The sequence below is a fragment of the Stenotrophomonas sp. Pemsol genome (assembly GCF_003586545.1).
GTDB lineage: Bacteria > Pseudomonadota > Gammaproteobacteria > Xanthomonadales > Xanthomonadaceae > Stenotrophomonas > Stenotrophomonas sepilia.
Genome location: NZ_CP025780.1, coordinates 3,929,377 through 3,942,890, shown reverse-complemented (window position 1 = coordinate 3,942,890; position 13,514 = coordinate 3,929,377). Strand labels below are relative to the sequence as shown.

General features: G+C 67.7%; 11 protein-coding genes. 8 read left to right on the top strand and 3 right to left on the bottom strand.

The genetic code is table 11. The features are described from left to right. The first annotated feature begins 6 nt into the window (after positions 1-6). Complete coding sequence (locus tag PEM_RS18195) at positions 7-3,387, top strand: SbcC/MukB-like Walker B domain-containing protein (RefSeq protein WP_111128337.1); 3,381 nt, start codon at positions 7-9, stop codon at positions 3,385-3,387. Between the two features lie 89 nt (positions 3,388-3,476). On the opposite strand, the gene PEM_RS18190 is transcribed toward PEM_RS18195, so the two are convergent. Then, positions 3,477-4,256: a TSUP family transporter gene (locus PEM_RS18190; RefSeq protein ID WP_111128346.1), complete on the bottom strand. Its 780-nt coding sequence runs from the start codon at positions 4,254-4,256 to the stop codon at positions 3,477-3,479. Between the two features lie 102 nt (positions 4,257-4,358). Between PEM_RS18190 and PEM_RS18185 the strand changes: the two genes are divergently transcribed. Next, the gene (locus tag PEM_RS18185) at positions 4,359-4,751 is read left to right on the top strand and encodes a YchJ family metal-binding protein (protein ID WP_032954755.1); all 393 of its coding nucleotides are present in this window, start codon (positions 4,359-4,361) and stop codon (positions 4,749-4,751) included. A 3-nt stretch (positions 4,752-4,754) separates the two neighbouring features. On the opposite strand, the gene PEM_RS18180 is transcribed toward PEM_RS18185, so the two are convergent. Further along, the gene (locus PEM_RS18180) at positions 4,755-6,035 is read right to left on the bottom strand and encodes a GGDEF domain-containing protein (protein ID WP_111128339.1); all 1,281 of its coding nucleotides are present in this window, start codon (positions 6,033-6,035) and stop codon (positions 4,755-4,757) included. A 166-nt stretch (positions 6,036-6,201) separates the two neighbouring features. Here PEM_RS18180 and egtB point away from each other — a divergent pair, with 166 nt between their 5' ends. From egtB to PEM_RS18150, 6 genes are all read left to right on the top strand, one after another. After that, positions 6,202-7,473 carry an ergothioneine biosynthesis protein EgtB gene (egtB, locus tag PEM_RS18175; RefSeq protein WP_095379435.1) on the top strand — a complete coding sequence of 424 codons (1,272 nt, stop codon included), beginning with the start codon at positions 6,202-6,204 and terminating at the stop codon, positions 7,471-7,473. After that, positions 7,470-8,444: an L-histidine N(alpha)-methyltransferase gene (gene egtD / locus PEM_RS18170; protein WP_005421314.1), complete on the top strand. Its 975-nt coding sequence runs from the start codon at positions 7,470-7,472 to the stop codon at positions 8,442-8,444. The genes egtB and egtD overlap by 4 nt, the downstream gene beginning before the upstream one ends. A gap of 83 nt (positions 8,445-8,527) precedes the next feature. Continuing rightward, entirely contained in the window at positions 8,528-9,796 is a 1,269-nt protein-coding gene (locus PEM_RS18165) for a lytic murein transglycosylase (RefSeq protein ID WP_111128341.1), read from the top strand. Between the two features lie 40 nt (positions 9,797-9,836). Beyond that, the gene (locus tag PEM_RS18160; RefSeq protein WP_111128347.1) at positions 9,837-10,727 is read left to right on the top strand and encodes a D-hexose-6-phosphate mutarotase; all 891 of its coding nucleotides are present in this window, start codon (positions 9,837-9,839) and stop codon (positions 10,725-10,727) included. 26 nt (positions 10,728-10,753) lie between these two features. Further along, positions 10,754-11,524, top strand: coding sequence for a DUF2628 domain-containing protein (locus PEM_RS18155; protein ID WP_053496756.1), 771 nt, complete (start codon positions 10,754-10,756; stop codon positions 11,522-11,524). Between the two features lie 71 nt (positions 11,525-11,595). After that, positions 11,596-12,141: a DUF2628 domain-containing protein gene (locus tag PEM_RS18150; RefSeq protein ID WP_111128342.1), complete on the top strand. Its 546-nt coding sequence runs from the start codon at positions 11,596-11,598 to the stop codon at positions 12,139-12,141. Between the two features lie 9 nt (positions 12,142-12,150). On the opposite strand, the gene PEM_RS18145 is transcribed toward PEM_RS18150, so the two are convergent. Beyond that, complete coding sequence (locus tag PEM_RS18145) at positions 12,151-13,338, bottom strand: benzoate/H(+) symporter BenE family transporter (RefSeq protein ID WP_111128344.1); 1,188 nt, start codon at positions 13,336-13,338, stop codon at positions 12,151-12,153. Positions 13,339-13,514: the final 176 nt, after the last annotated feature.

The window sequence follows — 13,514 nt, the reverse complement described above, 5'->3', positions numbered from 1 at the left end:
CATCGCATGGCTATCTCCAAGCACACTCCCGCCCTGTTCAACGAAGGCCTGCCGGACCCGCGCCTGCAGCAGTTCCGCATGCGCCGCCTGCAGGTGCACAACTGGGGCACCTTCAACGGCCTGACCGAAGTACCGATCGCCGAGCGCGGCTTCCTGTTCGTCGGCCGCTCCGGCTCGGGCAAGTCGACCCTGCTCGATGCCATGTCCGCGCTGCTGACGCCACCGGCCATCGTCGACTTCAACGCCGCTGCACGTGAAGCCGAGCGCAGTGGCCGCGACCGCAACCTGGTGTCCTACGTGCGCGGCGCGTGGGCCGACCAGCAGGACAGCGGCACCGGCGAAATCGCCACCCAGTACCTGCGCAAGGGCGCGACCTGGACCGCGCTGGTACTGGAATACCGCGCCGGCGATGGCCGCGTGGTCAGCCTGGTGCGCCTGCTGTGGATCTCCGGCAACGGCACCTCGGCCGGCGATGTGCGCAAGCACTACATGATCGCCGAGCGCCCGTTCGACATCGCCAAGGACCTCGGCGGCTTCGACCTGGACCTGCGCAAGCTGAAGCAGAAGCTGCCCGACCTGCACCACTTCGACACGTTCTCCGGCTACGCAGAGCGTTTCCGCGACCTGCTCGGCATCGACAACGAGATGGCGCTGCGCCTGCTGCACAAGACGCAGTCGGCGAAGAACCTGGGCGACCTCAACGTCTTCCTGCGCGACTTCATGCTCGACACGCCGAAGACCTTCGACGCCGCCGAGCGCCTGGTCAGCGACTTTGCCGAGCTTGATGGCGCGCACCAGGCGGTGGTCACTGCCCGCCGTCAGGTGGAAACCCTGTTGCCGGCGCGCGCCTACTACAACGATCTGAAGGAAATGCACCGCCGTCGTGGCGACGACGAAGCGCTGAAGCTCGGTGTTGACAGCTTCCGCGAAAGCCGGCGCCAAGCGCTGATCGAGGCGCGCCTGCGCGAGATGGACGTGCGTGACCGCGGCCTGCTTGGCGAAGAAGCCCAGCGCCGTGCCGCGCTCGACAACCACACCGAGCGCCTGGCCGAACTGGAGCTGCAGCGCCGCCAGCAGGGCGGTGAGCGCATCGAGGAACTGGAACGCGAGCAGGGTCGTGCCGAAGCTGAGCGCGATCGCCGTCAGGCCAAGCGCGAGCAGGCACGCCAGGCGGCGCAGCAGCTGGGGGTCGAACTGCCGGACGACGCCCATGGCTTCGCCGAACTGGTCGAGCGCGCACAGAACGAGCTGCAGGACCGCCAGCGTGCCTCCTCGGCACTGGACGACGCGATCAGTGACCGCCTGGGCGGCAAGCGCGATGACGAGCGCCGCTTCGGCGAGGTCCGTGCCGAACTTGAAGCGATGCAGCGCACGCCCTCCAACATCCCGGCGCCGATGCAGAAGCTGCGCGCGCGCCTGGCCGAGGAAACCGGCATCGCCGAGGCGGCACTGCCCTTCGTCGGCGAACTGATCCAGGTCCGCTCGGAAGAGCAGGGCTGGCAGGGTGCCATCGAGCGCGTGCTGGGTGGCTTCGCGCTGTCGCTGCTGGTCGACGACAAGCATTACAACGACGTCGCCGAATGGGTGAACCGTACCCACCTTGGCATGCGCTTCACCTACTACCGCGTGCGCCGCAACGATGATGCATTCGCCCGTGAGCCGTCGGCGAAGTCGCTGCTGCACAAGCTTGAACTGCGCGAGCATGTATTCGAAAGCTGGCTGCGCCGCGAGCTGGGCAAGCGCTTCGACTACGAATGCGTGGATGCCAGGCAGCTGCGCAACGTCGACCGCGGCATCACCCGCGAAGGCCAGGTCAAGCATCCCGGCGACCGTTTCGAGAAGGACGACCGCAGTGCGGTGGGCGACCGCCGTCGCTGGATCCTCGGCTTCAACAACCACGACAAGGTGGGCGCCTTCGAGCGCGAAGCACAGGAACTGGCCAAGCGCATCGCCAGCTGCGAGACCGACATCGCGCGCCTGCGCGGGCAGCGTGATCGCGACAACGAACGCCGCCTGGCATGCCACGAGCTGGTCAGCATCAGCTGGAACGAGATCGACATCGCCGCTCCGCAGCAGCGCCTGAGCGATATCGAAGCCACCCTGCGCGACCTGCGCGAAGGCAACGCCGATCTCGCCAAGCTGGCCAAGCAGATCGACGCCGTGCGCGCCGACATCGAGCAGTCCCGCCGCACCTATGAAGACGTCCGCGTCGAGCGCGGCCAGCTGGTCAAGGAACGTGATCGCCTTGACCGCGCACGCCAGCAGAGCCGCGCACTGGTGCTGCCGAGCCTGGCCCAGGAGCAGGAAGCCGGCCTCGCCGAGCGCCTGCAGGAACAGGGGCCGCTCAGCCTGGAAACGCTCGAAGCGCACATGCGCCAGGTCAGCAACGCGCTGAACGAGCAGTTGTCGTCCTCGCAGCAGGACCTCAACCGCATCGAGAACCAGCTGATCGGCTGCTTCCGTCGCTTCATCCAGCAGTGGCCAGAGGAGTCGGGCGACTTCACCGTGTCGGTGGCCTCGGCCGAGGACTTCCTCGCACGCCTCGAACGGCTGGAACGCGACGGCCTGCCACAGCACGAAGAGCGCTTCTTCGACCTGCTGCAGAACCAGAGCAAGAACAACCTGCTGGCCCTGCAGCGCCACAGCGCAGAGGCCCGCAAGTCGATCGGCCAGCGCCTGGACGAGGTGAACGCCAGCCTGGAGCAGGTGCCGTTCAACCGGGGCACGCTGCTGACCATCGAACTGAGCGACCGCCGCCTGCCGGAGGTCGCTGAGTTCCACCTGCAGCTGCGCGAGGTGCTGTCGCAGCAGCAGACCGAGCAGCGCGAGCTGGCCGAGTCGCAGTTCACCGTGCTGCGCCAGCTGGTCAACCGCCTCGGCTCGCAGGAAGGCGAGGACAAGCGCTGGCGCGAGCTGGTGCTGGACGTGCGCATGCACGTGGAGTTCATCGGCGTCGAGCTGGATGCGGAAACGCGCCAGCAGGTCGAGATCTACCGCAGCGGCGCCGGCAAGTCCGGTGGCCAGCGCCAGAAGCTGGCCACTACCTGCCTGGCGGCTGCGCTGCGCTACCAGCTCGGCGGCGCCGACAGCCAGCTGCCCAGCTACGCCGCGGTCGTGCTCGACGAGGCCTTCGACAAGGCCGACAACGAGTTCACCGCACTGGCAATGAACATCTTCGACAACTTCGGCTTCCAGATGGTGGTTGCCACCCCGCTGAAGTCGGTGATGACGCTGGAACCGTTCATCGGCGGCGCCTGCTTCGTCGAAATCAGCGGCCGTCACGACTCCGGCGTGCTGCTGATCGAGTACGACGAAGAGGGCAAGCGCCTGAAGCTGCCCGAGCGCAGCCGCCAGCAGGCCAACGAACCGGAAGAAGCCGAGGCCTGACCCGGCCGATTGAAGGGGAATGCCGGCCAGCGGCCGGCACTACCCATGGGCGGGGTTCGGTAGTGCCGGCCGCTGGCCGGCAACCGCATTCACGCAGCGTGGAACGTATCCCACGCCATCCGCGCGATCAGCACCACCACCAGCCCCACGAACAGCTTGCGGATGAACGGCGTGCCGCCCTTCAGCGCCAGGCGCGTGCCCACCACCGAGCCGATGATGTTGGCTGTGGCCATCGGCAGCGCAAACAACCACAGGATGTTGCCGGTCGGCACGAAGAACGAGATCGCCGCCACGTTGGTCGCCAGGTTCACCACCTTCGACGCCGCCGAGGCGCGCAGGAAATCCAGGCCGAAGAAGCGCACGAACAGGAAGATCAGGAAGCTGCCGGTGCCCGGCCCGAAGAAGCCGTCGTAGAAGCCGATCGCCGCACCGATCGCCAGCGCGATCACCAGTTCACGGCGGCCGATCTCCTGGGGCCGGTGCAACGCGCCGAAGTCCTTCTTCCACAGCGTGTAGGCCAGCATCGCGATCAGCAGCACCAGCACCAGTGGGCGCACCGCGTCCTTGGGCAGCAGGCTTACCGCAGTGGCCCCGGCGAAGGAGAAGATGAAGGCCGTGCCGGCCGCGAACAGTACCGGTTTCCACGGGAAGCGCACATTGCGCGCATAGCGCCACGCAGCCGCACCGGTACCGAACATCGAACTGAACTTGTTGGTACCAAACAGCATCGCCGGCGTCTGCTGCGGCAGCACCGTGAACAGGCCGGGCAGCTGCACCAGGCCACCGCCACCCACGGCGGCATCCACAAGACCGGCGATGAAGGCGATCACCACCAGCCACCACAACTCAGGGGGAACCAGATCCAGCACGGCGATCAATCAAGGTGGGGGCGCGACAGCATACGCCTGTCCTGCTCCAGGTGACTCCCGCCGCGCGTGCATCAATCCCTGCAACCCGGCGACAATGCCGGCATGAGCCGAAAATCCGCCGATCCCTGCCCCTGTGGCCTTCCCGCCGACTATGCCGCCTGCTGTGGTCGTTTTCATGCCGGTGAAGCCGCGCCCGATGCCGAGCACCTGATGCGTTCGCGCTACAGCGCGTATGTGCGGGGCCTGGCCGACTACCTGCGCCACACCTGGCATCCGGATACGCGTCCGGCCGAGTTGTCGCTGGGCGATGCGCCAGGCCAGCGCACCCATTGGCTGGGCCTGACCGTGCACGACCACGCGGTCACCGGCGCAGACAGTGCTGAAGTGCGCTTCACCGCGCGCTACCGCATCGGCGGCGGCAGCGCGGTGAGAATGACCGAGCACAGCCGATTCCGGCGCATCGACGGCCGCTGGTATTACCTCGACGCGGTCTGAGCCCTACGCACTGGATGCAGCCAGCAGGCGCTGGCCGCCGTGCGCGCGGACCTGGTTGCGACCTCCGTCCTTGGCCATGTACAGCGCCTGGTCGGCGGCCTTGAGCACTGCCGTCGGTCGCGGATCCACGCGGCTGTCGGCCAGCCCGATACTGACCGTCACCTGCACCACCTGGCCGGTGCCGCCGCGTCCGCGCTGCTGACGGCCAGCTTCGTCGTCACGGCTGCGGGTGCTGCGGTCGCGCAGTTGCATGCGGGTGTCCTCGATGCTCTGCCGCAGTGCTTCGACGGCCTCGATGCAGGCCGCCGCTGGGCGGTCCAGGAACACCACCGCGAATTCCTCGCCGCCATAGCGGAACGCTCGGCCACCGTCGCCGACACGCGCCAGCCGCGACCCCACCAGGCGCAGCACGTCGTCGCCGGTATCGTGGCCGTGGGTGTCGTTGAACGACTTGAAGTGGTCCACGTCCACCATCGCGATGCTGTAGGTGCCGCGCGCCCGCTGCAGGGTCTCGTTGAACGCCCGTCGCCCGGGCAGGCCGGTCAGCTCATCGCGGAAGGCCATGTGGAAGGATTCCTGCAGCATCGCGCCCAGCATCAGCAGCAGGGCGGCGCTGCTCAGCGCCGGCAGCAGTACCGGCTGCAGGAAGATCCGCGGCAACATCCACCACAGGCACAGCAGGGCCAGCAGCATCGCCGTGTGCAGTGGCCGCGGATGCCGCCACGCCTGCCAGCCCAGCGCTGCGCTCGCCAGCAGGAACAGCAGCGCCGGCAGCTGCGCCAGCGCATTCCAGTCGGCGGGAATCCAGGCCCAGTGACGGCTCGACAGCAGATCGTGCATGCCCTGCGGCTGTTGTGCCGCAAGCAGCAGGAAGATCACCAGGGCCGCGCCGCAGACCACGCTGCGCAGCAGCAGGTCCTGGCGTCGGCGTCCGCGTTCCGGCCACAGTGCCAGCCCGGCAAACAGCAGCGGCACCCAGGCCGAGATTGCGTGGAAGCGCAACGGAGTCCAGGCGTCGACATGGCCGCTGCGCAGATAGCCCCCGACGTCCCGGTGCAGCAGGGCGAACACCACCGCCACGACCAGCAGCAGGCACAACGTGCGTATCTGGTGGTAGAGCAGGGCCAGGCCCGCGCCGAGGCAGGCCAGCAGCCAGGGCAGGATGCGTTGGGCGGGGCTGGCCACATCCTCGGTGCCCAGTGCCATCCACAGCACCAGGACGACCAGCACGGCGGGCAGCACGAACAGGTAATGCGCAGGCTGGCGGAGTGGATGCAGGGGCACGCAGGAAGTCCAGTGCGGTGACGATGCGGCCGCAACACTGCCGTTAGCGGCGTCCTCACCCGCTTCTTGAACACGCGCTTCTTGAAAAGGTACGCCCGCAACCATGTGAATGGGGCAGTGTGCCGCCATGACGTCGCACTCACCGCACTGCGCCGATGCTGTAGGCATGGACAGCGTACCCACCGCCGTCGCTGCCCCGCAGCACGACCTCGCCCACCACTTCGCACGTGTTCGTGCCCGCAGCCTGCAGTTGGCCGCACCGCTCAGTGCAGAGGACGCCATGCTGCAGAGCATGGCCGACGCCAGTCCCAGCAAGTGGCACCTGGCCCACACCACCTGGTTCTTCGAACGCTTCGTGCTGGCAGGATTCGCCAGTGCGCCGGCGCGTGATCCAGCCTGGGACTATCTTTTCAACAGCTACTACAAAAGCATCGGTCCGGCGCACGCGCGGCCGCAACGCGGCCTGTTGTCGCGGCCCTCGCTGCAGCAGGTGCACGACTACCGCCAGCAGGTCGATGCACAGGTGCAATCGCGACTGGCGGCAGGCGACCTTGATGAGCAGGCGCTGCAGCACCTGCAGTTGGGCCTGCAGCACGAACAGCAGCACCAGGAACTGCTGTTGACCGACATCAAGCATGCGTTCTGGTGCAATCCGTTGCAGCCAGCCTACCGTGATGACCTGCAGCCTGCCACCAGCGCTGCCAGTGCGCAGGGCTGGATCGAATCACCCGAACGCATCATTACCATTGGCGCCGCAGCCTGGCCGCAGCACACCGCCTTCGCCTACGACAACGAATCGCCGCCGCACCGCGTGCTGCTGGCTGCACACGCACTGGCAGAGCGTCCCGTCAGCAATGGCGAGTACCTCGCCTTCATCGAGGCTGGCGGCTACCGCGAGCCGCGCTGGTGGCTCAGCGAAGGCTGGGCGTTGCGCGAAGCCGAGGGCTGGCAGCACCCGCTGTACTGGGACGATGCCCTGCAGCGCGAGTACACCCTCGGCGGTTGGCGAGAACTGGACCCGCATGCGCCGGTCTGCCATCTCAGCTATTACGAGGCCGATGCCTGCGCCCGCTGGGCTGGTGCGCGCCTGCCCAGCGAGTTCGAGTGGGAAGCCGCCGCTGCGTCGCAGCCCCTGCGTGGCCATTTTGCCGACGACGATCAGCTGCACCCTCGGGCGGGGCAGGGCAGTGGGCTGCGGCAGCTGTTCGGCGATGTATGGGAATGGACCCACAGCGCGTATGGCGCCTATCCGGGCTTTCGCCCTTTCGCCGGCAACCTCGGTGAATACAACGGCAAGTTCATGTGCGGGCAATGGGTGCTGCGCGGTGGCAGCTGCGCCACGCCGCGTGGCCACGTGCGTGCCAGCTACCGCAACTTCTTCATGCCCCCGGCGCGTTGGCAGTTCTCCGGGCTGCGCCTGGCCAGGGATCTCGCATGAGTACGGTGCAGGACGCGCTGCAGGCGCTGACCGATCTCACTCCCGGCCGCCAGCAGATCCTTGCCGACGTGGTGGCCGGGCTGTTGCGCACGCCCCGCCAGCTGCCGTCCAAGTACTTCTACGATGCACGCGGCTCGCGCCTGTTCGAGCAGATCACGCATACTCCCGAGTACTACCCCACGCGTACCGAGCTGGCCCTGCTTTCACGGGTACTGCCGGACATCGCCCGAAGCGTCGGGCCGCACCTGCACGTGGTGGAGCTGGGCAGCGGCAGTGGCCGCAAGACCGCGTTGCTGCTGGCCGCCCTGCACGACCCGGTGGCCTACACGCCGATTGAAATCTCGCGTGCCGCGCTGCTGTCCAGCATCGACCATCTGGCCCCGGCGCTGCCCGAGGTGGAGATGCTGCCGGTCTGTGCCGACTTTACCCGTCCCGTCGCCGTACCCATGCCCGAACGCGAACCCGCGCGACGGCTGCTGTTCTTCCCGGGTTCCACGCTGGGCAACTTTGAAGGCGAGGACGCGGTCGCGCTGCTGCGCGCGATGCGCCAGACCATGGGGCGTGATGGCCTGGCCCTGGTCGGCATCGACCTGCACAAGGACCCGGCGTTGATCGAGGCGGCCTACAACGATGCGCAGGGCGTCACCGCCGCATTCACCCTCAACCTGCTGGCCCGCCTGAACCGCGAGATCGGCAGCGACTTCGATCTCGATGGCTTCCGTCATCGTGCACGCTACAGCTCTGCGCGGTTGCGCATCGAGACCGATCTGGTCAGCCAGCGGGCACAGGACGTCCACCTGGATGGCCGCATTTTCCACTTCGCCGCCGGTGAACCCATCCGCGTCGAGTACAGCCACAAGTACACCGATGACAGCTTCGACGCGCTGTTGCGGCAGGCGGGCCTGCAGGTGGCGCAGCGATGGGATGCCGAAAGCCCCGCCTATGGCCTGCGCTTGCTGCGCCGCGCCTGAGGTGGTGGCCAGCCGGTGCCCCTTCAGGTTCGGCGGCATCGCTACCCCTAAGATGGCCGTGCAACGGCAACACGGAGGACGCCATGCCTGTTCTGACCACGCTCGGCCTGGCGGCCGCCCTTGCGTCGACCCCGACGCTGCCTGCGGCTTCGGCCGCCAGCACCGATCCGGCGTTCAGCCGCTGCTTGGCGGGCCTGCAGGCCACCGCCGCGACCCAGGGCATCGGCGCCGACCGCTTCAACAAGATCACCGCCGGGCTCACCCCGGACCCCAGCGTGCTCGGCCTGCTCGATGCACAGCCCGAATTCACCACGCCGATCTGGGACTATCTGGCCGCGCTGGTTGATCGCCAACGCGTCGCTGATGGTCGCGCCCTGCTGCAGCAGCACCGCGACCTGCTCGATCGCGTGTCGGCCCAGTATGGCGTCGATCCGGCCACCATCGTCGCGGTCTGGGGCGTGGAGAGCGACTACGGCCGCGTGTTCGGCAAGCGCCCGCTGCTGCAGTCATTGGCCACGCTGTCGTGCGCCGGCCGCCGCCAACCTTTCTTCCGCGGTGAGCTGCTGGCGCTGCTCACGCTGATCGACCGCGGCGACCTGCAGGCACAGGGGCTCACCGGCTCCTGGGCCGGTGCCTTCGGGCACACCCAGTTCATGCCCAGCACCTATGCACGCATCGCCGTGGATGGTGATGGCGATGGCCGCCGCGATCTGGTCGGCAGCATTCCCGATGCACTGGCCTCCACCGCCAACTATCTCAAGCGTGCCGGTTGGCGCAGTGGCGAACCATGGGGCATGGAGGTGCGTGTGCCCGCCGGCTTCAACGCCAGCCAGGCCGGCCGCACCCAGCGTCGCGCCCTGGCCGACTGGCGTGCGCAGGGCGTGACTGCGCTGGATGGCAGCGTGTTGGCTCCGGCCAACCTGCCGGCGGATGCGCGCGCGGCGCTGCTGCTGCCGGCCGGCAACAAGGGCCCGGCATTGCTGGTGTTCCGCAACTACGACGCGATCTACAGCTACAACGCCGCCGAAAGCTATGCGCTGGCGATCGCGACGCTGGCTGACCAATTGCGTGGCGGCAACGGGTTGGCCACCGCCTGGCCGACCGACGATCCAGGCCTGGGCCGCGATGAGCGTCGCCAGCTGCAGACCCTGCTGCTGGCCCGCGGCCACGACATCGGTGCCGCCGACGGCATGATCGGTACCGCCACGCGTCGCGCGATCCAGGCCGAGCAGCAGCGCCTGGGCTGGAGCGAGGTGGACGGCCGCGCAGGCCAGCGCATCCTGCGCACGCTGCAGGAAGAGGCGGCCGCCATCGCACCCGCTGGGCAGAATGCCTTGCCGGCGGCACGTTGACCGCGACATCATCGCCGCGGTCTTCAAGGAGCGTCATCGCATGCAGTCGAATCCGGACATCAGCACCGGCCTGTATCACGGCCTCGAGGCCTGGCAGGTGCGAACCGCCAATGCCACAGCGGTCGTGAGTGTGTTTGGTGGCCAGCTGCTGTCGTTCATTCCCGATGGGCAGCCCGATCTGCTGTGGCTTTCGCCCACGCGCGCCGAACTGCCCACGCCTATCCGCGGTGGCGTCCCGGTGTGCTGGCCGTGGTTCGGTCGCCAGGGCAAGAGCGCCGATGCACCGGCGCATGGCCTGGTACGTACCGCACGCTGGGAGCTTCTGCAGGCCACCCGGAGCGATGACGGCGAGGTAGAGCTGCAGTTGGCACCTGCGCCCTGCGCCGATCCCGGCCTGCGCCTGCAGATGCAGCTGCGCGTCGGCCGCCAGCTGCGCCAGCAGCTCGTCACCGAGAACACCGGAACCTCGCCGGTGACCTTCACCCAGGCCCTGCACAGCTACTTCCGGGTCGGCGATGCCACTCGTGTCGAGGTCGATGGCCTCGACGGCCTGCAGTACCTGGACAAGTACGAGGACGGCGCGCAGCTGCGCCAGCAGCAGGGGCCCTGGTCGCTGCGTGACCCGCGCGATCCGGGGCGCAGCGACCGCATCTATACCGGTGCCGGCGGCCACTACGTGCTTCGCGATCCCGTCCTGCAGCGGCGGATCGAGATCCGCAGCGAAGGCAGCCAGACCCTGGTGGCCTGGAACCCGGGCATGGAGGCAGCGGCGAAGATGGCCGATGTCGGCGACGGTTGGCACGATTACGTGTGCCTGGAAGTGGCCAATGCCGGGCCAGAGCAGATTACCCTTGCACCTGGCGCGCGCCACCAGCTTGTGCAGGTGCTGGCCAGTGAACCGCTGCAGGCCGTGGCGGGAGTTTCAGAGTAGCGATGGGATCGACAGGAATGGATGGCATGCAGGAAGCACAGTGGTGGTACGCCAACAGCAAGCAGAGCGAAGGGCCGGTGGACCTGGCCGGGTTGCGCCGGTTGCAGCAGGACGGCACCGTAACCGCACGCACGCTGCTGTGGCGCGTAGGGATGGCATCGTGGCGGCCACTGGCCGAACTGGATCCTTCGCTCGCGCAGATGGCTCCGAACCCCTCGCCGGTTGAACCGGTGCCGGCGGTCACCGTCAGCGATACCCGGACCGCTGATCCGTCCGACCCCTACCGTGCACCCGCCGCTTCGCCCGTGGCCGCGACCGTGCCGGAGCTGGAAGGCGACATCGCCTTGTACGCCGCCGTGGTCGGCGGCAACTTCCCGATCTATCGACAACGCTGGCGGCTGGACCAGGGCATCGCCGAGGGCAACGGCACCTGGCACTGGCCGGCCTTCCTGATCGGCGTGATCTGGATGGTGTACCGGCGGATGTACCGGCTGGCGGCGATATGGGCTGGCATGCTGGTGTTCTTCAGTATCGCCGAGGCGTTGCTGGGCGTACCGGAAGGCGTGTCGATGGTCATCACCCTTGCGATCAACGTCACCGCTGCGGTGTATGCCAATCGCTGGTACCTGGCGCATTGCCAGCGTGAGATCGCCCGCGCGCGCGCCTTGGCGGGCGATGACGAGGCACGCCTGCGCAGCGAGCTGTCCAAGCGGGGTGATACCAATGCAGCGGCCGCAGCCATGGTTGCCATCATTGTCGTTGCGGCGATGTTCGTCGGCCAGGCAATGGCAGGCTGAGACCGGAGCAGCTTCAGATTCACCGATGCCTGCCGCTACTGCGGGTTCATCCCGGGCATGGAATCGCCGACATGAATCATCTGGATACCCCGCCGGTTTCTCCGACGGATGACAATCCCTATCTCGCGCCTGTTGCAGAGGTGGACGGTGCGACCGCTCCATCCGACGCGGACGATCTGAACCTCCTCGTGGGGCCCAACGCAGCGCTCTACCGCCAGCGCTGGCACCTGGACAGCCCAGTGCCGAAGCCGCCGCGGCCGTGGCACTGGCCCGCCTTCCTGGTGCCGACCTACTGGCTGCTGCACCGGAAAATGTACCTGGCGGCCATCCTCTTCGAGCTGGTCCTGTTCGGCATCGCGCTGCTGGCGGCCCGTGCCAATCCGCTGCTCATGGTGGTGTTGCTGGCGGTGCCACGGTTTGCCATCGCGATGACCGCCAATACCCTGTACCTGCGCTATTGCATGCGGCTGCTGGGCAAAGTGAAGGCTGCTCACGCCGGGCAGCACCATCGCATCCGTACCGAACTGCAGCGTCGTGGCGGGACCAGCGTCTGGGCGGTGGTGATCGGCATGGCGGCTGTCGGGGTGATCAACACCGTCGCCCGCATGGCGGCCTGACACGTTTGCTCAGGCTGGTGCCCGTGCCCGCAATACCAGCAGGCACAGCGCACCGGCCACCAGCCCCCAGAACGCCGAGCCGATGCCGGCCAGTGAGACGCCCGAGGCGGTGACCAGGAAGGTGACCAGTGCCGCCTCGCGGTCCCGCTCTACCGCCAGCGCACTGGCCAGGCTGTTGCCGATGGTGCCGAACAGGGCGATACCGGCCACGCAGGCCACCAGCTCCTTGGGGAAGGCCGCGAACAGTGCGGCCACCGTGGCGCCGAACAGCCCGACGACAATGTAGAAGGCACCGGCCGCCATCGCCGCGGTATAGCGGCGTGCCGGATCCTCATGTGCATCACGGCCCATGCAGATCGCGGCGGTGATCGCGGCCAGGTTCAGCGCGTACGCACCGAACGGCGCCAGTAGTGTATTGACCACACCGATCCAGCCGATCAGCGGTGACACCGGGGCGTCGTAGCCGGATGCGCGCATCACCGCCACGCCGGGAATGTTCTGCGAGGCCATGGTGACCACGAACAGGGGCAGGGCGATGCCGGCCACGGCGGTCCATGACAGGGAGGGCGTCACCCACTGCGGGATCGCCAGCTGCAGATGCACCTGCTGGGCGTGCAGCAGGCCGTGGCTCGCGGCGACGGCGATGCCGACCAGCAACGTGGCGATCACCGCATAGCGCGGGAACAGCCTGCGCCCGGCCAGCCAGGTGGTGAACATCGCCAGTGCCAGCACCAGCTGGGTATTCATGGCCACGAACACATCCAGCCCGAAGCGCAGCAGGACACCGGCCAGCATGCCGGCGGCCAGCGCCATCGGCACCCGTTGCATCAGTCGGGCGAAGATGCCCGAAAAGCCCGCCAGCAAGCTGAGTACGGCGGCCAGCAGGAATGCGCCCGTGGCCTCGGCGAGCGACGCGCCGCCGGCACCCACCACCAGCATCGCCGCGCCCGGGGTCGACCACGCCGTCACCACCGGCACGCGATAGCGCAGTGACAGGCCAATGCAGGTCACGCCCATGCCCAGCCCCAGCGCCCACATCCAGGAGGCGATCTGCGCCTGGTTGGCGCCGACGGCCTGTGCCGCCTGGAACACGATCACGGCTGAGCTGGCGAAGCCGACCAGCACCGTAATGAAGCCAGCGACGATGGCTGGCATCGAAAGATCGCGCCACCATGCGCGCCGCACCTGCATGCTCATTGCTCTGTCTCCACTGTGCATCCCTGCATTGTGCATCCCTGCATTGATAGGGGTTGCGGCGTTGACCGCGCAACGCGCGGGCAACGCCGCAGTGATCTTCGAGCGTACGTCATGCGTGATGTCGCGATGCTTCTGTCATCACCGTGCAAAAAAGCCTTGACGAAATCTGCAGGATC

Coding starts and splice junctions, on each gene's coding strand:
- PEM_RS18185 (WP_032954755.1), top strand. CDS start 4,359: ATGAGCCGAAAATCCGCCGATCCCTGCCCCTGTGGCCTTCCCGCCGAC.
- PEM_RS18150 (WP_111128342.1), top strand. CDS start 11,596: ATGAATCATCTGGATACCCCGCCGGTTTCTCCGACGGATGACAATCCC.
- PEM_RS18165 (WP_111128341.1), top strand. CDS start 8,528: ATGCCTGTTCTGACCACGCTCGGCCTGGCGGCCGCCCTTGCGTCGACC.
- PEM_RS18195 (WP_111128337.1), top strand. CDS start 7: ATGGCTATCTCCAAGCACACTCCCGCCCTGTTCAACGAAGGCCTGCCG.
- PEM_RS18160 (WP_111128347.1), top strand. CDS start 9,837: ATGCAGTCGAATCCGGACATCAGCACCGGCCTGTATCACGGCCTCGAG.
- PEM_RS18155 (WP_053496756.1), top strand. CDS start 10,754: ATGCAGGAAGCACAGTGGTGGTACGCCAACAGCAAGCAGAGCGAAGGG.
- PEM_RS18145 (WP_111128344.1), bottom strand. CDS start 13,338: ATGAGCATGCAGGTGCGGCGCGCATGGTGGCGCGATCTTTCGATGCCA.
- egtD (WP_005421314.1), top strand. CDS start 7,470: ATGAGTACGGTGCAGGACGCGCTGCAGGCGCTGACCGATCTCACTCCC.
- egtB (WP_095379435.1), top strand. CDS start 6,202: ATGGACAGCGTACCCACCGCCGTCGCTGCCCCGCAGCACGACCTCGCC.